The following is a 19,090-nucleotide window of genomic DNA, read 5'->3' as shown; positions in this document are numbered from 1 at the left end:
GCAGTGACAGTCACCAGCGCCATGGGCCTCGGTCATTAAGGATGTGCATTCTGCGCTATTTACACCAAAAAAGCCAGAAAAAGTTGAACAAGTTCACAAAATTTGCGGCGTGTGGGCAGGTTTATAGCAATTTGTTCACAGAGGCATCGAAATCCGTAGGTATTCCCCGCACTTTCCATGCATTTAAGTCAGGTCACAGGATTTTAGTGCCACGGGTTGGTTTTGAAACAGTGAATCCGTATAGTGTGGCGATCCGTTTATCGAGACCCGAGTTATGTTTCAAGACAATCCCCTGCTAGCACAGCTAAAGCAACAGATCCAAGAAACCTTGCCGAAAAAAGAAGGCCAGGTAAAAGCCACCGAAAAAGGCTTCGGCTTCCTCGAAGTTGATGACAAAACCAGCCTTTTCATTCCGCCTCCTTATATGAAGAAAGTGCTTCACGGTGATCGAGTAGAAGCCTTTGTTCGCACCGAGAAAGACCGCGAAGTGGCTGAGCCGGATACGCTGGTAGAAGCCAGCTTAGATCGCTTTATTGGCCGTGTGCAGTGGATCCGTAATCGCTTAAACGTCGTCCCCGATCACCCGCAAATGAAAGACGCTCTGCGCGCTAAAACGCAGCGTGGCTTGGCGCAAGACAACTTGAAAGAAGGTGACTGGGTCGTGGCGTCTCTCATCCGCCACCCACTGAAAGGCGATGACAACTTTATGTGCCAGGTCAGTGAAAAAATCACCGATGCGGACGATAAAATTGCCCCTTGGTGGGTCACGCTGGCCAAACACAACTTGCCCAACCAAGAGCCAGCGCCAAAAGATGCGTGGCCATTGTTGGAGCAAGGCCTAGAGCGTCGCGACCTGACTGATTTGCCGTTTGTTACCATCGACAGCGAATCCACCAAAGACATGGATGATGCTCTGTATGTAAAAGCTAACCCGCAAGGTGGCTTCACCATGACAGTGGCTATCGCCGATCCAACAGCATACATCGATGCCGATGAGGCGCTTGATCAAGTCGCTCGTGACCGTGGGTTCACTATTTACTTGCCTGGGCGCAACATCCCAATGCTGCCTCGTGATCTCAGTGATGACTTATGTTCACTGCGTGCAAACGAAAAGCGCCCAGCACTATGCTGCACCTTTAATATCGATGCTGATGGCACCATTGCCGACGATGCTGAATTCTTCTCCGCGTGGATCCAATCACACGGTCAGCTTGCTTACGATAAAGTCTCTGATTACATCGAACTCGGTGAACAAGCGCAGTGGCAGCCAGAGAGCAGCGACATTGCGGATCAAATCCATCAATTACATCAATTTGCGCTAGCCCGTATTCAGTGGCGTGAGACGCATGCCGTCACCTTCCCCGACCGTCCTGACTACCGCTTTGAACTCAGCGAAGATAACGATGTGATTGCTATCCACACCGATCAGCGTCGTATCGCTAACCGTATCGTGGAAGAGTCAATGATCAGCGCCAACATCTGCGCGGGTCGAAAGCTTCGTGACGCATTCGGGTTTGGTATCTTTAACACACACGCCGGCTTTAACAGTGAAAAACTCGACGACGTGGTCGAGCTAGTAAAAGCGCATGACGGCGAGGCGGACAGCGAAAGCCTAGCCACCGTCGAAGGCTTCAGTGCGCTCCGTCGCTGGCTAAACAGCCTAGATACCACCTATCTCGATAATCGCTTACGCCGTTTCCAAGCGTACAGCGAGATTGGCCATGAGCCAGCGCCACACTACGCGATGGGCCTAGATGTCTACGCCACGTGGACATCACCTATCCGTAAATACGGCGATATGATTAACCACCGTTTGCTCAAAGCGATTATTCGCGGCGAAACAGAGGCCAATGCCCCGGCCGATACCGTGGGTGAAGAGCTTGCCGGCCACCGTAAACATCACCGTATGGCTGAGCGTGATGTCGCTGACTGGCTATACACCCGCTTGCTCAAGCCAGAAGTTGAAGCGCAAACCCGCTATACCGCTGAGATTTTTGACATCAACCGGGCCGGAATGCGTGTACGCTTGCTGGAAAACGGCGCGCCTGCCTTTATTCCATCGTCGCTGATCATCGATAACAAAAGCCGGATTGCCTGCGATAAAGAAACAGGCACAGTCACTATCGACGATAACGTTGAGTTCAAGCTCGGTGATAGCCTAGAAGTGGTGATTGCCGATATTAAAGAGACAACGCGCTCGATTGTGGCCAAGCCAACCCAGGTATTTACCCTGCCAGAGGCGTCACAGAGCGAATAAACGTGTTCTCACTCTAACCACGCACGTCATGCGAAACGTCAGCAGAAAGCCAAGCCATCGCTTGGCTTTCTTTTTGCCCCCAAAATGATAATCTAATCATTAAATTAAAGAGACTCGCTAGACCATTGCTGTTATCACATTCTGAGCGTCAGGCCATCCCCTAACAAGCGATCCGTGGTAAGTTAATGGTGTTACCTCAACCCAATAAGAGGTTTCATGGGATTTTTGCGTTCATCCGTGGTCCGTATGGGGACGCCCATTGTTTTACTGCTGCTGCTTGCCGTGAGCTATCAACCCTTGATTGCTGCGCTAGCCCCCTATTACAACTTAATTTACGCAGCGCCGTATTTTCTGTTATTCACCGCACTACTTTTAAGCCACTTATTCAAAAGCGCCCGTGTCGGTATGATGGTCGTGATCTTATTGGTGGGATACACAGTGATCCTCACGCGGCTGCAATCGCCACTCAATCACGGCACAACCTACATGGAGTACTTGCTGCTCACCGTCGCCCTTCCGATTAACTTGCTGTATATGATCATCGTGCGCGATCAAAAACTCACCTCTCGGTTTGGTCTGTTCTTTTTCCTCGCGATTGGTATGGAAATTGGTTGGTGCGGCCTTTTGGTGCAGCAATTCGGTGAACTCTCCACCTATCTCCATCAGCATCCGGTATTAGTCAGAGTGACCGCCGTTAGTCCCATGCCGCTGCTGCTGATCGTGTTGCTCTCGATTTTGGTCTGTGTCAGCACCATTCGACTGTTGCGCAAAAATAGCATTGAAGATCATGCCGCCTTCGTCAGTGTATTATGCGGTGTCACGACCTTGGTGTTTTTTAATGTGCCTTTCATCTCTTCGCTGATATTTTCATTGGCCGGCGTGTTATTGATTGCCAACCAAGTCTCGCTAAGCCACCAACTGGCATTCATTGATGGGCTTACCGAAATTGCAGGGCGTCGCGCACTTGAAGACGAGCTCAAACACCTAGGCAGACAATACACGCTCGCCATGCTGGATGTGGATCACTTTAAGCAATTCAATGATAAATACGGTCACGAAACCGGCGATGATGTTCTTAAGCTCGTTGCCAAACATATGGCACATTGTGAAGGAGGCGCCAGTGCCTTTCGCTACGGCGGTGAAGAATTTACCCTGCTATTCAAAGGAAAAACCACCGAGCACTGCTTGCCGTTTCTCGACGCCCTACGTGAGGACATCGCCAACTACCCTTTGATACTGCGTGATGAATCTCGTCCTCATGATGACAAGCAAGGCCGACAAAAGCGTGGACGCGCAAGCGAACAAAAGCCCGTTAATATTACTGTCAGTATTGGCTTTGCCGATGCCTCACAAGCCGACACGCCCGATGAGGTATTGCAGTTAGCGGATAAAGCCTTGTACAAAGCCAAAGAAGCAGGGCGCAACTGCATTAAGGGCAGCGCATAAAGAGTGAATCAACAAAACACAGTGAAATACAATAGGCTCGATGGATACGAGCCTGTAACAGTATTAGTGACTAAGTATCTGATCCAAAAACTGTTTAGTACGATCGAACTGAGGAGCATTAAAGAATTCAGTCGGCGTGTTTTGTTCAATGATTTCCCCTGCGTCCATGAAAATCACCCTGTCGGCCACTTCTTTGGCAAACCCCATTTCATGCGTCACACATAACATGGTCATCCCGCCCTCCGCTAATTCCACCATCACATCTAGCACTTCTCGCACCATCTCTGGATCAAGTGCTGATGTGGGCTCATCAAACAACATGACATTTGGGTTCATACACAGTGAGCGCGCAATGGCAACACGTTGCTGCTGGCCACCGGAGAGCTGTCCCGGGAATTTTAAGGCCTGATGAGGAATTTTCACCCGCTCTAGGTACTGCATGGCAATCTCTTCGGCCTCGGATTTTGGCATTTTCTTCACCCAAATCGGGGCAAGCGTACAGTTATCTAACACGGTCAAATGGGGGAATAAATTAAAATGCTGAAAACACATGCCCACTTCATCCCGTACCGCTTGGATGTTCTTGATATTGTCATTTAGGGGCACACCCGCAACGGTTATCTGACCTTGCTGATGCTCCTCCAGGTGATTAATACATCGGATCATGGTCGACTTTCCCGATCCAGATGGCCCACAGATAACAATCTTCTCGCCTTTTTCAACTTTAAGATTAATGTCTTTCAACGCATGGAATTCACCATACCACTTGTTCATTTTTTTAATTTCAATCACATAGTCTTTGTTGATAACGTCCATTTTTAATCCTTACTGCCGCTACGCTTAATGGCCCGTATGTAGGCGCTTCTCAAGCCAAATTGAATACCGAGACATACCCGAGCAGAAAATCCAGAAAACAAAAGCCACAAACACATAACTTTCAGTGGCAAACCCTAACCACTCCGGATCAGTGTTTGCAGTTTGCCCAATCCCTAGCACATCAAACATACCGATAATTAATACCAGGCTAGTGTCTTTAAAGAGACTAATAAAGGTATTAACAATCGATGGAATAGAAATCTTTAACGCTTGAGGAAGAATAACCAGGATGGTTTTTTTCCAATACGTTAACCCTAGCGCATCTGCCGCTTCATACTGCCCTTTGGGGATCGCTTGCAACCCACCTCGTACCACTTCGGCCATATAGGCTGAAGCAAACATCACTACACCAATCAGCGCTCTCACCAACTTGTCGATATCGGTTCCTTCGGCAAGAAATAAAGGCAACATAACCGATGCCATAAATAGCACAGTGATCAGCGGTACACCTCGCCATATTTCGATATAAATCGTGCTGAACGATCGTATGACTGGCATGGTAGAGCGTCGACCAAGCGCCAATAGAATGCCAATAGGCAAAGACGCAATAATGCCGACCAAAGCAATGACAAGCGTAATTAATAGTCCCCCCCACATATGGGTTTCGACTTTTTCTAAACCAAAGACACCGCCATACAGCAATGTAGCAATCAAGATCGGGTAGGCACTGATGGCAAACGCGCCTAGCCAACGTTTATAAGGGGTTTTATCGTACATAAGCAGCACGACCAATATCGCCAGCGTGCCGTAAAAAAGCTGCGGTCGCCATAACTCCTCAGCGGGATAAAACCCATACATAAACTGGTCCCAACGCACACCAATAAAAGCCCAACAAGCGCCGCTACTGCTGCATGCTTCGGGGCTTTGACCAACCCAATCGGCATTGACAATCACCCAGCTAGCAACGGGTGGGATGACTCCAAACAGTGCCGTCAACACGAGCATTGTCAGAACCACATTGAACGGACTGTTAAATAGGTTTTCTTTCGCCCAATAAAAAACACCATGGTTGTTGATAGGTGGCGCTTCATCTTCCTTAAAATGATATTTTTTCATCCTGATACCACTACCTTTCCGTCAACATAACTTTCTTGTTATAAACATTCATTACCAGAGATGTGGCGAGGCTAAGTGTGAGATAAACGGCCATTGTCATTGCAATGATCTCTATCGCTTGCCCAGTTTGGTTTAAGGTGGTTCCGGCAAATACAGACACTAAGTCTGGATACCCGATAGCCATCGCCAGTGAAGAGTTTTTTGTCAGGTTTAAATATTGGCTGGTTAATGGAGGAACAATGACCCGCATAGCTTGAGGGATCACAATAAGCTTTAACGTCTTCACTGGACCAATACCCAAAGACAGCGCCGCTTCCTTTTGCCCGTCACTCACCGAATTAATCCCAGAGCGTACGATCTCTGCGATAAACGCCGCGGTATAAATACTCAAAGCGAGTAACAAGGCCACTAATTCGGGGATGACTGTGATACCACCAGAGAAATTAAACCCCTTTAACACCGGCATGTTAACAGTGACCGGACTACTACTAAAAAGGAATACAACAGCGGGAGCGACGATACACAACACCAGCGCGACGCGGCCCATTGGCACTTGCTTACCTGTGTGTGCTTGATAGGTTTTCCCCCACAAACACGTAACAAAGGTAAAGCACACACCCAAGATTAGGGTCCCAAGCAAAAAATACCCTTCGGGATTAAAACCAATAGAGGGCACATACAAACCTCGTACATTGAGAAAAATGGCTTCCCCGAGGCTCAAGCTATTACGAGGAGAGGGCAAGGTTTGTAGCACTGCGAAATACCAGAAAAATATTTGCAATAGCAAGGGAATATTTCTAAATATCTCTATATAGGCAGACGCAACCTTTTTTATTAGCCAGTTGGAAGACAAGCGGGCCACACCAATAATGAACCCGAGTACTGAAGCCAGTACAATACCGAGAAAAGAAACGAGGACGGTATTGAGCAAACCGACAAAAAACGTTCTGCCATACGTGTCACTGCCACTGTATTCAATCAATGACATCGAGATATTAAAGCCCGCTTTTTCTGATAAAAAGTCGAACCCAGTGGTGATCCCTCTCGCCTCCAAGTTAGCTTGTGTATTATTAACAATCGAATAGAGAAATGCCGCAATAGCGATCAGGGATAGGACTTGGAAAAGTATTGATCGAAAAGCGGGGCTATAGATTATGCTCGTCTTCTGAGCTTTATGTTCTGAAATAAATGGCGTGCTCATGCTTCGATAACCTACCAACTTACTTAAACATCGCTAAAAAGAGCGATGATGCATCGCTCTTTCGCATCCAGTATTAGGTTTCTACTTAACGAATCGGTGGTGCATACATAAAGCCACCATCACTCCACAGTGCATTCACGCCACGTGAAATGTTTAATGGTGAACCAGAACCCACTTGCGATTCGAACAACTCGCCATAGTTGCCCACCTGTTTAACAACGTTATAACCCCACATATCCGGTAAACCGAGCGACTTTCCTTTGGGGCCATCAACACCGAGAATTCGCTGAATGTTCGGATCATTCGATTTAAGCATGTCATCGGCGTTCTCAGAGGTGATCCCATATTCTTCCGCATTGATCAGCGAGAACAATACCCATTTAGCCACATTAAACCAGGCATCATCGCCTTGCCTGACTACCGGTCCAAGTGGCTCTTTTGAAATAATGTCAGGCAGTACCACCGCAGACGATGGATCTTTTAAATTCAAGCGCAGCGCATAAAGCTGCGACGTATCTGAGGTGAGAACATCACAACGCCCGGAATCAAACCCTGCCGCCGTTTGCGACGCGGTATCAAAAACAACAGGATTGAAAGACATGCCATTTTTGCGGAAATAATCAGCGACGTTTAATTCTGTGGTGGTGCCGGATTGAATACAAATCGACGCACCGTCCAACTGGCTGGCATTTTCCACCCCCAGTTCTTTCGAAACCATAAATCCTTGGCCATCGTAGAAAGTAGTGCCGACAAAGTTTAAGCCAAGCGCCGTATCACGGTGCAATGTCCACGTGGTATTGCGCGATAAGACATCCACTTCACCTGATTGCAATGCCGTGAAACGCTCTTTCGCCGTTAAAGGCACAAACTTTACTTTTTCCTTATCTTCCAGCACAGCTGCCGCCACGGCTTGGCAATAAGCCACGTCGATCCCTTTCCATTCCCCCTCAGAGTCAGGGTTTGAAAAACCCGGTAATCCCGTGCTCACACCACAGGTCAAATAGCCTTGTGATTTAACTTTCTCCAAGGTCGACCCGGATTCAGCAGCAAAGACATTTGTCGACATCGCAGCCGCTGTCAGCATTACTGCACTAATCGTCTGAAGTTTTCCTTTCATGTATCCTCCATGAGGTTTTTAAAACCAGTGACATTCATCCTATGAACGCTGTGTCATCACATGCCGCCCTACACCCAGCAAGACAATCGTCTTTACAGAAAACAAAAGACAATTTATTTATCTGCCTTGATGACTTAATCAACGTGAAAACAGCATGAGTAATAATGACAAAAGAGTAAATAGTGCAAGAGCGCACCAAAAAAGGGACGCTTCCCTTTATTTTGCTCAACGGAGGAATTCAGAGAAAAAAACGCTTTGAATACGTAAAAGGCGAAGAAACCAAGGGCATCGTGATGAAAAAAAGAATAAAAAACATCCAGCAAAATTGTACTTGCACTTCTCTAGTGCAAACTCAAAGATGAGGTATAACGTGTGATAACTCTTTACATCAGCGGATGATAATGGCGATATACTAGATCTGATTTTGCGGTATGATTAATTGAGCCGTGCTTATGAAAACGCTGACGCTTACTCAATTCGCTAGACAAGTGATGATATTTGGGTTCATCGCCCTGTTGCAGACAGGCTGTGTCACGCAGCGTGACGCGGCAACAACATCTGATATGCCTAGTTCGGACAGGACGATTAGCGATCAAGCGCTAGACCAAGCACTTACACAACTTTATCGTCAGTGGCAAGGCACCCCCTATCGGTGGGGAGGCACCACACGGCAAGGTATTGATTGTTCCGCGTACACCCAACACGTGTATCAATCGGCGCTCGCTACCCCACTACCGCGCACCACCCACGGCCAAGCAAAAACCGGCTATGCCATTGATTATCAATCCGCACGCCAAGGGGATCTGGTGTTTTTTCATATTCGCCCCGGCCTTCGCCATGTGGGCATATTTCTGGGTGGACAGCGTTTTATGCATGCTTCCGCCTCAAAGGGAGTGACAGTGTCACGATTAGATAACCCTTATTGGCAAGCGCGCTTCTGGCAATTCCGTCGTTATTTCTGAGGCGAGGCTTTTACCGAGTCAGCCAATTCGCAACAGGGTTGATACCGCGGACACGTGACGACATGATCATTGACCATGCCGAGCGCTTGCATCAGCGAATAACAAATCGTCTCACCCACAAATTTAAAGCCGCGCTTTTTCAAAAAACGGCTCATGGCGCGGGACTCGTCCGTCGCGGTAGCGACATCGGCATCCGATTGGTGATGGTTTACAATGGGCACGCCGCCGGTAAACTGCCAAAGGGCTTTAGCCAATGAACCGTACTCCTCCACCAGCGTCACCGCCGCCTTGGCATTGGTAAATACAGAGGCCACCTTCAAACGATTACGGACAATTTCATGGTTGGCCATGATCTCAGCGATATTCGGTTCGGCCACGTTCGCGAGTTGGTAAAAGTCGAAATCGAAGAAAGCCGCGCGATAATCCGCACGCTTTTGTAAGATGAGGCGCCAACTCAACCCAGCTTGAGCGCCCTCTAAACAAATGAATTCAAAAATCAGCTTATCATCAAATGTCGGCACACCCCACTCGCTATCGTGGTATGCCCGCTCAGCTTCACTGTGTTGTGCCCATTGGCAAATGTCCATCTTTTCCCTCACCCTTGTCATACAATCGTTGCGCAGCCGTTTTGTTGCTTGTGGCACGAAATCAGCGGCTTAACCTTGCAAAAGCTATCGTTTCGCTGAATATAACGCTATCTTTGATCGCGATAAATTCATGAAACGTAATAAAACCGTTACTCCCTGTTGTTGATGACATCCATAAACAGAAAGGAAAACGCGTGACAAAAAAGCATCTCTTGATCACTGGCGCCGGGCAGCGTATCGGCTACGCACTTGCCTGTCACTTTCTTCACCAAGGTCATCAGGTGACCCTATCTTATCGCACCGAACGGCCTCAAGTGGCTGACTTACGTGCACGCGGCGCACACTGTCTCCAAGCCGACTTTTCCTCTGATGAGGGCGTGTACGCATTTATCGAGTCGCTCGATGCGATGCATCCGACCTTCGATACCGTAATACACAACGCATCGTCGTGGGACAGTGAAACGCAAAGCCAAGATATTGCCACGTTATTCGATAACATGATGCAAATTCACGCCAAAACGCCTTACCTCATTAACATGGCCGCGTCACGCTGGATGCAGCAGGGCGATATTATTCACCTTACCGACTATGTCGCGCAAAAGGGCAGCGCTAAGCATACCGCCTACGCAACCAGCAAAGCGGCGCTAGAAAACCTGACGCTCTCCTTCGCGCAAAAGCTTGCGCCACATATTAAGGTGAACAGCATTTCACCTGCGCTAATCATGTTCAACGAAGGCGATGATGACGCCTATCGTGACAAAGCTCGCCGTAAATCGATTTTAGGCACTGTACCGGGTGAACAAGAGGTAGTGAATGCCTGCGAATTTATTCTCGCCAGTCAACATATGACCGGCCAATCTATCAAGCTGGATGGCGGACGCCATCTCATTTAATTTCGTGACCAGGGAAAGATTATGAACGACGCTGTCATTAAAGTAACCAACCTGCGCCTGCGTACTTACATTGGTTTTAATCCCGACGAGCAAGAGAAAAAACAAGATGTAGTGATCAATGTTGAGATCCACTATCCCGGCCACAAAGCCTGTGAAGAAGACAACGTAGATGATGCACTCAACTATAAAGTGATCACGAAAGCGATTATCGATTACGTCGAAAATGGCCGTTTTTTATTGCTGGAGAAGCTTGTGGCAGGCGTGCTAGACATTGCACGTGACCATCACTGGGTACGCTATGCGCAAGTCACCATTGATAAGCCTCACGCACTTCGCTTCGCTGATTCCGTCTCTCTGAGCTTGAGCTGGACCGCCGACGAGTCCTAACCCAGTCAAGAGTTCGTTAGAACTATTCGAACATCTTGTTCAAGGGGAAACGGTTCTGAATTACCATTCACCCTATATACTGTGTTGGCATAGTGAATAGGAGCAGCAACAATGACAACGAAAACGGGCTACGATCTGATAATGCGTACGCTACACTGGCTATCAACTATTGTGATCATTGGTCTTTTCGCTGTTGGGCTTTGGATGGTCGATCTCAGTTATTACAGCAGCTGGTATCAGACGGCGCCGCATTGGCACAAATCCATTGGGTTATTGCTCGCCCTTGCCACCTTGTTTAGGCTCGTGTGGAAAGCGACACACACCATGCCTGCTGTCGAGGGCAAAGCGTGGGAGCGTAAAGCGGCAACGGCTGGGCATCATACAATCTATCTGTTGCTTATCACTTTGTTTGTCTCCGGTTATCTGATCTCAACATCAGATGGGCGAGGGATAGATGTCTTCACTTGGTTTACCGTGCCAAGCGCCGGTGAGCTTTTCCCCAACCAGTCAGATATTGCTGGGGATGTACACTACTACGTTGCCATTACCTTGATTGTATTGGCCGCTGGCCATGCAGTCATGGCACTTAAACACCACTTTATTGATAAAGACAATACGTTACGGAAGATGATCGGAGGAAACTCGAAATGAAAAAACTCATGTTAGCCATGGGAATGAGCGCCGCGACACTCTTATCTGGGCCTGCACTCGCAGACACTTATATGATTGACACCAAGGGCGCACACGCCTCGGTCAACTTCAAAGTGCCACACCTGGGTTACAGCTTTATCAAAGGTCGCTTTAATCAGTTTGACGGCCAGTTTGAATTCGACCCAGACAACATTGGTGCATCCAGTGTCTCTGTGACTATTGATACAACCAGTGTCGATTCTAACCACGCCGAGCGTGATAAGCACATTCGTAGCGGTGACTTCTTGGATGTGGGCGAGTATGGCCAAGCATCCTTTGAAAGCACCAAGGTCACCGACAACGGTGACGGCTCGATGACCATCGCAGGCGATCTGACCTTGCATGGCCAAACTAAGCCGATTGAAATCGACGCAGAACTGGTTGGCCACGGTGAAGATCCATGGGGCAACTACCGCGCAGGCTTTATGGGTAACACCCGTCTTGAGCTCGAAGACTTCGGTATTCCTACCATGGGCCCTGCCACCTATGTTGATATGGAGCTTCACGTCGAAGGTATCCGTCAATAAGCGGCGAGTCTCTCACCATCCGAATTCAAACGCCCCGGCATCTGCTGGGGTGTTTTTTATCGACCACTAAAACATTCACTATACTCATGAAAAGCGACGCCTTGGTCTGGCGATGATATCCATTGTTCGATAAGGATGACTGGCTATGAGGCCCACCTCTTTTAAGCGTTTTTTCCTCGTTTTTGCTCTCTGTATCTTCACTCTCTCTGCGTATGGCAAGATGAAAATCATTACCGCAGTGAACGACGCCTGGCCACCTTACGTCACCCGCGATAATGCAAGACCCGGCTTTTCTGTTGAAGTTGTCACCGCGGCACTCCATACGCAAGGCTACGATATCGAATTTCTACTCTTCCCTTGGGCGCGCGGCTTACACGAAGTCAGAAACGCACGCATCGACTTAATTACCACCACCTGGTACACCGACGCACGCAGTGAATATCTCGTTTACAGTGATCCCTATTTCGCAACCAATATCGATATTATGATGCGAAAAGATACAATTTTTGATTATAACGGCCCTAAAAGCCTCAAGGGAAAACGTATCGCCAGCGTACGTGACTACGGCTATGATCAATGGTTTTTAGACGCAGAATATTTTCAGCGAGTGGAAACCACCTCACTGATGTCTAGCTTACAAATGCTCGCCGCCGGTCGCGTTGATATGGCGGTGGGCAATCGCTTTGTCATGCAACAAGAGCTCGAACCTTTAAACCTAGATACTGATGATTTTCACTTTTCTCCCACCCCGATGATCAAACAGCACATCCATGTCACCGCCGGCAAAGCCAACCCTAAAGCGCAAGAATACATTCAAGCCTTTAACCGCGGGTTGGAAATAATCAAACAAAATGGCACCTTTGACGATTTGAAGCAAAAATACGGGCTGCTCTTACCAGACGATACCACTGCAAACTGAAACCCAATCGTCATAGTTGTTGTCTAGGATGGACGGCATGAAAAACAATCAGCAATTAGCTATGACGGCACCTATCAACATCGCATTTTTTGATCTCGACGAAACCCTTATTGCCACTGACACCAAGCAAGCGTGGCTTGAGTATCTTTGTCAACGCGATCTCGCCACACAAAACTTGGTCGATCAGGAAAAACAGGCGTATCTCGATTTCAAAAAAGCGCGAATTAACCTTGAGCAATATATGCATGTTCAGCTCACACCAGTGAAAGGGCAATCGACCCAAACTGTCGAGCGCTGGGTCACTGATTTTATCGATAGACAGATCGCGCCGGTCGTGGTGCCACAAGCATTAGAGCGCATTGAATGGCACCGTAACCGTGGTGACCACTGCGTGCTGGTGTCTAATACCGCAGCACACTTGGCAAGGCCGATTGGCGAACTGCTCAAACTCGATACCGTGATTGCGATTGAGCTCGAAACCATAAACGGGGTGTATACCGGCTCCATTTCTCATTGTGTGCGTGATTTTCGTGGCAAACATGACTATATGCAGGCATGGCTCTCTGACCGCCACGACACCGTAGGCCACACCTACGGCTACAGTGACTCGCACTGGGATGTGCCGCTTCTCGAACAAGTTGATAATGCGTTTGCAGTAAACCCCGATCCACACCTAAGTCTGCACGCACAAAAGAAAGATTGGACCATCATGGAGTGGGCGAGACACGATACCATTCGCGATTAATCTGTCATGCACCTTACGTGCAAATACACAGATGCAATCTCTCACGGGCGCTATCGGCGTCCTTTTTAACAATACTTACTTGAGAATGATTATCATAACCGTTATCTTTAACTTATGATCGGCTGGCGGCACCGCGCCGTAGTCACACGCATCGTTAAAGAGATAAAGGCTTATGAAGAAGAACATCATCATTATCGTCGCGCTCTTGCTCTCTCCACTGGCGCACGCCGACCAATTAAAACACGCGGACAAGTTAAAAGTGGTGACCAGCTTTACCATTCTCGCTGATATGGCCGCTAACGTAGCGGGTGAGCATGCCGAGGTGGTGTCACTTACTAAACCCGGTGCTGAGATCCACAACTACCAACCCACCCCGGGGGATATTCTACGTGCGCAAGGTGCGGATGTGGTGATGTGGAACGGATTAGGCCTAGAGCGTTGGTTCGAACGCTTTTTCCAGCACATTGATGAGGTGCCGAATGTGATCTTATCGGACGAAGTGGAGCCGATTGTGATTGCCTCGGGCCCGTATCGCGGCAAACCCAATCCGCACGCGTGGATGTCGCCCTCTGATGCGATGCAATACGTTGATAATATCGAGCAAGCCCTGATTAAATACGACCCTGCCAATCAAGCTCATTATCAAGCCAATGCCAAAGCCTACAAGGCACAAATTCAAGCCGTGTTCGCGCGTGCGCAAGATGCCCTATCCGCTGTCCCCGACGCCCGGCGTTGGCTAGTAAGCAGCGAAGGCGCGTTTTCTTATCTCGCGCGTGATTTAAACCTCAACGAAGCCTACTTATGGCCGATTAACGCTGAGCGTCAGGGCACCCCCCAACAAGTGCGTGCGCTGATTGATACCGTGCGAGAACACCAAGTGCGTGCTGTCTTCTCCGAAAGCACCGTGTCTGATGCGCCCGCCAAACAAGTCGCCGCAGAAACCGACGCACACTATGGCGGCATTTTATATGTCGATTCGCTCAGTCAAGCTGACGGACCCGTGCCTGACTATCTATCCTTACTGACAGTGACCACAGAAACCGTGTTAGCGGGGTTACGCCATGACGCACTATGATTTAACCGACGGCACGCCCAGTGTGTTAGATGTCAACGAGGTGCGTGTTGTGTATCGAAACGGCTTATGTGCCCTTGAGCACGCCAGCTTCTCGCTACCCGCGCAAACCATCACTGCCTTAGTCGGTGCGAATGGCAGCGGCAAATCCACCTTGTTTAAAGCGATCATGGGGTTTGTGAACCCCGGCAGTGGCAGCATTGCAGTCAACGGCACCCCGATTAAGCAAGCACAAAAAGCAGGCTTGGTCGCTTATGTGCCTCAATCGGAAGAGATTGATTGGTCGTTCCCAGTGTTAGTGGAAGACGTGGTGATGATGGGCCGCTACGGCAAAATGTCGTTTATGCGTCGTCCCAAAGCGGCGGATCATCAAGCGGTGGATGAGGCCTTGGCCCGGGTTGATATGAGTGCATTTCGCCAGCGCCAAATTGGCGAACTGTCCGGCGGACAGAAAAAACGTGTTTTTCTCGCCCGCGCGCTGGCTCAGCACAGCCCGCTGATTTTACTGGATGAGCCTTTTACTGGCGTAGATGTCACCAGTGAAGAGTCAATTATGCGTTTGCTGCTCGAGCTCAAAGACGAAGGCAAAACCATTTTAATCGCCACCCATAACCTTGGCACCGTGCCCGACTTTTGCGATCGCACCGTGTTGGTCAATCGCGCGGTGGTGGCAGGCGGACGCACCGAACATGTGTTTACTACCGAGAACCTCAGTGCCATTTTTGGCGGCAAACTGCGCCAGTATGTGATGCCCAGCGATCAGCTCCACCAAGACGCCGATCCGCGCGAGCTATCGGTGATTTCCGACGACGAGCGGCCCTTGGTGGTGTATGGCAAGCGCGAACAAAGCGCGCAGGAGCGGCGCGAATGAGCTTACTCGACCCCCTCGCCTATCAATACATGCAAAAAGCATTGCTGGTCACCACCTTGATTGGCGGCGTGTGCGGCTTGCTCTCGGCCTTTTTGATGCTCAAAGGCTGGTCGCTAATGGGCGATGCCCTCTCTCATGCGATTGTACCGGGCGTTGCCGGCGCTTATATGCTGGGCTTGCCCTTTTCGCTCGGCGCCTTTGTTGCCGGCGGCATGGCCGCGAGTGTGATGCTGTTTTTGCATCAACGCAGTCACATCAAACAAGATGCGATCATCGGTTTAATTTTCTCGAGCTTTTTCGCCTTTGGCCTCTTTCTGGTCTCGATTTCGCCCGTTGCGGTCGATATTCAACAAATTATGCTGGGCAACTTGCTCGCCATTGCCCCGCTCGATGCGGTGCAAATGCTGATCATTGCCTTGGTGAGCCTCAGCGTACTGGCGGTGAAATGGCGTGATTTTATGCTGACCTTTTTCGATGAAAGCCACGCCCGCTGCATTGGCTTACCCGTGGTGGGACTTAAAGTGCTGTTTTTTGCGCTGCTCAGCGCTTGCACCATGGCGGCACTTAAAAGTGTCGGTGCCTTTTTGGTGATTTGCTTGGTGATCGCCCCCGGCGCCACCGCCTATTTATTGAGTGATCGCTTTGGGCCCGTGTTGGTGCTGAGCGGTGTCATCGGCACACTCACCTCACTATTTGGGGTGTACATCAGCTATTTCGCCAACCTTAACGCCGGCGCACTGATTGTGCTGGCCCAAGTGGGACTCTTCTTAGCCGCCTTTGTGTTTGGCCCTAAACACGGTTTACTCGCGCGGCGCGCCAAACGTCAGGAGGCACTGCAATGAATCCGTATCAACTGACCTTTATGCAAGATGCACTGCTCATGGCGATTCTGGTGGCACTGCCCTGCGCGCTGCTTTCTTGCTATTTAGTATTAAAAGGCTGGTCGTTAATTGGCGATGCGGTAGCTCACGCAGTGCTGCCGGGATTGGTGTTGGCAAACTTATTTGGCCTGCCGCTGATTTTTGGCGCCTTTGCCGCCGGCTCCGCATGCGCCACCAGTGTGCATTGGCTCAAACAAAATAGCCGTGTGAAAGAAGACACCTTGCTGGGGATTGTGTTTTCTGGCTTTTTCGCGCTGGGGCTGATTTTGCAAGGCCAGTTCCCGTCTGATTTGCACCTTGATCATATTCTATTTGGCAACCTGTTGGGGATTAACCACCAACAGCTGCTCACCGCCGCCATCACCGGCTTGGTCGTGCTCGCGCTCGTGCTGCTTAAAGGGCGAGATTTAATGCTGCTATCGTTCGACCCCGCGCAAGCCAGCGTGCTTGGGCTCCCGGTACAAAAGCTTCACTGGCTACTGCTCTCGGTGATGATTGCTACCATTGTTGCAGGCTTACATGCCGTGGGGATCATCTTAGTGGTGGCGATGTTGATTGCACCGGGCGTCACCGCCTTTATGCTCAGCAAACAATTTAGCCGCATGTTATGGATTGCCTGTGCCATCGCTTTAGTCACCGCCGTGGGCGGCGTGACTCTGTCGTTTTACCTCGACAGCGCACCCGGCCCGACCATTGTATTGCTCCTCACTGGCTGTTTTGTGGTGACCTTCGCTTGGCAGCAATATCAAATCCACCGCAACCAACAACGCCCGCAGCCGACGCAGCAAGCAACAAAAGCAACGCGCTCTGCCACCACACATTCAGCGCAATCGCACTGATCGGCACCGACGGACACAGCGGCATCCCAACCTCAGCAGTGCGCGAGAAGAGCCCTCGCTCCAATCGCGCACACCGCCACACCAACCCGACTCGTCCCTTGTGTTCTAACCAACTTCTTGCACCCACCTCACAAAACATGGTTTATCTAACACTTTGGACAATAGCGAACGAAAATCCAAACAGCCCTTGATAGACTAATCTCAAATCTGCCAACTCAATGGCGTGTTAGGTGCCGACAACTGATCGGCGGTAGCATGGCAAAACGTGCGCGTTTATCCGTGACAGATGCACATTATCCCAGAATGGATGATTAAGAGCGTCGATGAGTCATGCGGTGACAGCTGAACGCTTGGGGATAGTGTGAACACCTGAGCAGAGATAGGCGGCGGGCACACTTTCTCGGAAAAAGAGATAGGCATGATAGGCGATAAATACTATTTATTTCAGTTGGTTAGGTGAATAAGAGTGCGTGTAACGGTTTTGGGAAATCGCGCATGCGCACTAATGCAATGTTATGTCACCCCTCAGTTAGGTTATCGAAGTAGAGAAAAGTAAAAATGGATTATGGCGCAATATCTGTAGATACATCGATTTTCGACGAGAAAGGACTCAAGCTTTAATCTGGAATTCTGAAAACTTTAGAACAGTTCAATGGGAAACCTTCTCATCTGATTCTATCCGAGATCGTTGTTAGAGAAGTCCATGCTCATCTCAAAAAAAAGGCTAAAGAGGCCAGGGCTTCAGTAGTAAAGGCTATACGTGAAAGCAAGGCGCACCTGTCCGTCGTTGATGAAAGCGCAAAGATTGCTTCTGATGCTTTAGTTCCTGAAATTGAGGATGGCGAAGTTGCAAAGAAACGACTTGAGGACTTTGTTAAGAATACTGGCGCTGAAATTATTCCAGCAACAGGCCGAGTTGAGTTAGATGAAATAATAAAAAAATATTTTCAAGCAGAGCCACCATTTGAAGATTCAGGAAAAAAGAAAAGTGAGTTTCCTGATGCGATAGCTTTGATGTCCATTGAGTCATGGGCGAAAGAAAACAACACGAAGGTGCTTGCCGTTGCCAGAGATGGAGACTGGAAAAGGTTCGCAGAAGAATCAGATCACATCGATTTAGTAGAAGATCTAGCAGAGGCAATATCTAAGTTTCAGCCTCATTCATCTGCTATCGACTACTGCACTGACATCGCCAAGTTATTACCTACTGAAAAGCCGGAAGAATTGTACGAGTCAATCCAACAATACTTGTCTGAGCAAGTAGCGGAAATAGAACTATATCCTGAGGCCTCGTCACAATTTTTCTATGAACCAGATTATGTTGAGGTTGTGTTCGACAGTTTCGATTTCGTGTGTGACGAGTCAGGAAGTGCGGTATTACAACCAGTTCAAGGGCAAAACAACACCCTCATAGTTGAAGCGAAGATTGTTGTATCTGCTGAGGCTTCTACATCATTCTCGCTGTCGGTACATGATTCAATCGATAAGGATTACGTGTCCATTGGTAGTTCATCGGCAAGTACGGAGATGGAATTTGAGGCTGAAGTCTTACTTACCTTTGAGGGTGATTTTGACGAAGGAATCGAGTATGTTGAATTGGTGGATTTCGAGCTTTTATCGTCTCCCAGTGATGTAGATTTTGGTGATATCGAGCCAGATTGGTGGCATGAAGAACAATAGGCATAACAAGGCGCTACTACGGAAAATTTATTCGCTGGCGCTCTTAAATTTCCGCAGAGCGCGGCGTTATAAGCTTAAGTGGTT

At 49.0% G+C, this 19,090-nt stretch carries 20 protein-coding genes; 15 read left to right on the top strand and 5 right to left on the bottom strand.

Translation table 11 applies throughout. The features are described 5' to 3' along the window. Positions 1-274 precede the first annotated feature (274 nt). Positions 275-2,257, top strand: coding sequence for an exoribonuclease II (locus tag EHW58_RS00385; protein ID WP_152793929.1), 1,983 nt, complete (start codon positions 275-277; stop codon positions 2,255-2,257). Between the two features lie 216 nt (positions 2,258-2,473). Further along, entirely contained in the window at positions 2,474-3,703 is a 1,230-nt protein-coding gene (locus EHW58_RS00380; protein ID WP_152793926.1) for a diguanylate cyclase, read from the top strand. 63 nt (positions 3,704-3,766) lie between these two features. Here the strand turns inward: EHW58_RS00380 and EHW58_RS00375 are convergent, their stop codons facing one another. From EHW58_RS00375 to EHW58_RS00360, 4 genes are all read right to left on the bottom strand, one after another. Beyond that, entirely contained in the window at positions 3,767-4,519 is a 753-nt protein-coding gene (locus EHW58_RS00375; RefSeq protein WP_152793924.1) for an amino acid ABC transporter ATP-binding protein, read from the bottom strand. A gap of 24 nt (positions 4,520-4,543) precedes the next feature. Beyond that, the gene (locus tag EHW58_RS00370; RefSeq protein WP_152793922.1) at positions 4,544-5,635 is read right to left on the bottom strand and encodes an amino acid ABC transporter permease; all 1,092 of its coding nucleotides are present in this window, start codon (positions 5,633-5,635) and stop codon (positions 4,544-4,546) included. 10 nt (positions 5,636-5,645) lie between these two features. Further along, positions 5,646-6,836 carry an amino acid ABC transporter permease gene (locus EHW58_RS00365; protein WP_152793920.1) on the bottom strand — a complete coding sequence of 397 codons (1,191 nt, stop codon included), beginning with the start codon at positions 6,834-6,836 and terminating at the stop codon, positions 5,646-5,648. An 85-nt stretch (positions 6,837-6,921) separates the two neighbouring features. Beyond that, positions 6,922-7,920: an amino acid ABC transporter substrate-binding protein gene (locus EHW58_RS00360; protein ID WP_370517127.1), complete on the bottom strand. Its 999-nt coding sequence runs from the start codon at positions 7,918-7,920 to the stop codon at positions 6,922-6,924. A gap of 215 nt (positions 7,921-8,135) precedes the next feature. On the opposite strand from EHW58_RS00360, the gene EHW58_RS00355 reads away from it, so the two are divergent. After that, on the top strand, positions 8,136-8,315 hold the full coding sequence (locus EHW58_RS00355) for a hypothetical protein (RefSeq protein ID WP_152793918.1): 180 nt from the start codon (positions 8,136-8,138) through the stop codon (positions 8,313-8,315). 90 nt (positions 8,316-8,405) lie between these two features. After that, the gene (locus tag EHW58_RS00350; protein ID WP_227486439.1) at positions 8,406-8,915 is read left to right on the top strand and encodes a C40 family peptidase; all 510 of its coding nucleotides are present in this window, start codon (positions 8,406-8,408) and stop codon (positions 8,913-8,915) included. Here EHW58_RS00350 and EHW58_RS00345 read toward each other — a convergent pair. Beyond that, on the bottom strand, positions 8,906-9,502 hold the full coding sequence (locus EHW58_RS00345; RefSeq protein ID WP_152793917.1) for a DNA-3-methyladenine glycosylase I: 597 nt from the start codon (positions 9,500-9,502) through the stop codon (positions 8,906-8,908). The two genes, EHW58_RS00350 and EHW58_RS00345, sit on opposite strands and share 10 nt — an antisense overlap. Positions 9,503-9,696: 194 nt before the next feature. Between EHW58_RS00345 and folM the strand changes: the two genes are divergently transcribed. From folM to EHW58_RS15625, 11 genes are all read left to right on the top strand, one after another. After that, positions 9,697-10,395 carry a dihydromonapterin reductase gene (gene folM, locus EHW58_RS00340; protein ID WP_046075929.1) on the top strand — a complete coding sequence of 233 codons (699 nt, stop codon included), beginning with the start codon at positions 9,697-9,699 and terminating at the stop codon, positions 10,393-10,395. 21 nt (positions 10,396-10,416) lie between these two features. Beyond that, positions 10,417-10,782: a dihydroneopterin triphosphate 2'-epimerase gene (gene folX, locus EHW58_RS00335; RefSeq protein WP_046075930.1), complete on the top strand. Its 366-nt coding sequence runs from the start codon at positions 10,417-10,419 to the stop codon at positions 10,780-10,782. Positions 10,783-10,893: 111 nt separating this feature from the next. Further along, positions 10,894-11,433, top strand: coding sequence for a cytochrome b (locus EHW58_RS00330; RefSeq protein ID WP_046075931.1), 540 nt, complete (start codon positions 10,894-10,896; stop codon positions 11,431-11,433). Further along, positions 11,430-11,999, top strand: coding sequence for a YceI family protein (locus EHW58_RS00325; RefSeq protein ID WP_046075932.1), 570 nt, complete (start codon positions 11,430-11,432; stop codon positions 11,997-11,999). The genes EHW58_RS00330 and EHW58_RS00325 overlap by 4 nt, the downstream gene beginning before the upstream one ends. A gap of 145 nt (positions 12,000-12,144) precedes the next feature. After that, on the top strand, positions 12,145-12,918 hold the full coding sequence (locus EHW58_RS00320) for an ABC transporter substrate-binding protein (RefSeq protein ID WP_077579307.1): 774 nt from the start codon (positions 12,145-12,147) through the stop codon (positions 12,916-12,918). A gap of 37 nt (positions 12,919-12,955) precedes the next feature. Beyond that, entirely contained in the window at positions 12,956-13,663 is a 708-nt protein-coding gene (locus tag EHW58_RS00315; protein ID WP_194163191.1) for an HAD family phosphatase, read from the top strand. 172 nt (positions 13,664-13,835) lie between these two features. Then, complete coding sequence (locus EHW58_RS00310) at positions 13,836-14,738, top strand: metal ABC transporter substrate-binding protein (RefSeq protein ID WP_152793915.1); 903 nt, start codon at positions 13,836-13,838, stop codon at positions 14,736-14,738. Beyond that, on the top strand, positions 14,725-15,606 hold the full coding sequence (locus EHW58_RS00305) for an ATP-binding cassette domain-containing protein (protein ID WP_152793914.1): 882 nt from the start codon (positions 14,725-14,727) through the stop codon (positions 15,604-15,606). Before EHW58_RS00310 ends, EHW58_RS00305 begins: the two co-directional genes overlap by 14 nt. Next, positions 15,603-16,448, top strand: a complete 846-nt coding sequence (locus EHW58_RS00300; protein ID WP_152793913.1) for a metal ABC transporter permease — start codon at positions 15,603-15,605, stop codon at positions 16,446-16,448. Before EHW58_RS00305 ends, EHW58_RS00300 begins: the two co-directional genes overlap by 4 nt. Continuing rightward, the gene (locus EHW58_RS00295; protein ID WP_152793912.1) at positions 16,445-17,326 is read left to right on the top strand and encodes a metal ABC transporter permease; all 882 of its coding nucleotides are present in this window, start codon (positions 16,445-16,447) and stop codon (positions 17,324-17,326) included. The genes EHW58_RS00300 and EHW58_RS00295 overlap by 4 nt, the downstream gene beginning before the upstream one ends. Before the next feature lie 627 nt (positions 17,327-17,953). After that, entirely contained in the window at positions 17,954-19,006 is a 1,053-nt protein-coding gene (locus tag EHW58_RS15625; protein WP_370517816.1) for a PIN domain-containing protein, read from the top strand. Positions 19,007-19,090: the final 84 nt, after the last annotated feature.

Origin of the sequence: Salinivibrio sp. VYel1 (assembly GCF_009377945.1) — a bacterium.
In the GTDB taxonomy this organism is placed as follows: Bacteria; Pseudomonadota; Gammaproteobacteria; order Enterobacterales; family Vibrionaceae; genus Salinivibrio; species Salinivibrio siamensis.
The sequence above is the reverse complement of the archived record's forward strand: the minus strand, read 5'-3'. Positions and strand labels throughout refer to the sequence as shown.

Coding starts and splice junctions, on each gene's coding strand:
- EHW58_RS00300 (WP_152793913.1), top strand. CDS start 15,603: ATGAGCTTACTCGACCCCCTCGCCTATCAATACATGCAAAAAGCATTG.
- EHW58_RS00330 (WP_046075931.1), top strand. CDS start 10,894: ATGACAACGAAAACGGGCTACGATCTGATAATGCGTACGCTACACTGG.
- EHW58_RS00375 (WP_152793924.1), bottom strand. CDS start 4,519: ATGGACGTTATCAACAAAGACTATGTGATTGAAATTAAAAAAATGAAC.
- EHW58_RS00370 (WP_152793922.1), bottom strand. CDS start 5,635: ATGAAAAAATATCATTTTAAGGAAGATGAAGCGCCACCTATCAACAAC.
- EHW58_RS00350 (WP_227486439.1), top strand. CDS start 8,406: ATGAAAACGCTGACGCTTACTCAATTCGCTAGACAAGTGATGATATTT.
- folX (WP_046075930.1), top strand. CDS start 10,417: ATGAACGACGCTGTCATTAAAGTAACCAACCTGCGCCTGCGTACTTAC.
- EHW58_RS00345 (WP_152793917.1), bottom strand. CDS start 9,502: ATGGACATTTGCCAATGGGCACAACACAGTGAAGCTGAGCGGGCATAC.
- EHW58_RS00295 (WP_152793912.1), top strand. CDS start 16,445: ATGAATCCGTATCAACTGACCTTTATGCAAGATGCACTGCTCATGGCG.
- EHW58_RS00310 (WP_152793915.1), top strand. CDS start 13,836: ATGAAGAAGAACATCATCATTATCGTCGCGCTCTTGCTCTCTCCACTG.
- EHW58_RS00385 (WP_152793929.1), top strand. CDS start 275: ATGTTTCAAGACAATCCCCTGCTAGCACAGCTAAAGCAACAGATCCAA.
- EHW58_RS00320 (WP_077579307.1), top strand. CDS start 12,145: ATGAGGCCCACCTCTTTTAAGCGTTTTTTCCTCGTTTTTGCTCTCTGT.
- EHW58_RS00305 (WP_152793914.1), top strand. CDS start 14,725: ATGACGCACTATGATTTAACCGACGGCACGCCCAGTGTGTTAGATGTC.
- EHW58_RS00380 (WP_152793926.1), top strand. CDS start 2,474: ATGGGATTTTTGCGTTCATCCGTGGTCCGTATGGGGACGCCCATTGTT.
- EHW58_RS00325 (WP_046075932.1), top strand. CDS start 11,430: ATGAAAAAACTCATGTTAGCCATGGGAATGAGCGCCGCGACACTCTTA.
- EHW58_RS00365 (WP_152793920.1), bottom strand. CDS start 6,836: ATGAGCACGCCATTTATTTCAGAACATAAAGCTCAGAAGACGAGCATA.
- EHW58_RS00360 (WP_370517127.1), bottom strand. CDS start 7,920: ATGCTGACAGCGGCTGCGATGTCGACAAATGTCTTTGCTGCTGAATCC.
- EHW58_RS00315 (WP_194163191.1), top strand. CDS start 12,956: ATGAAAAACAATCAGCAATTAGCTATGACGGCACCTATCAACATCGCA.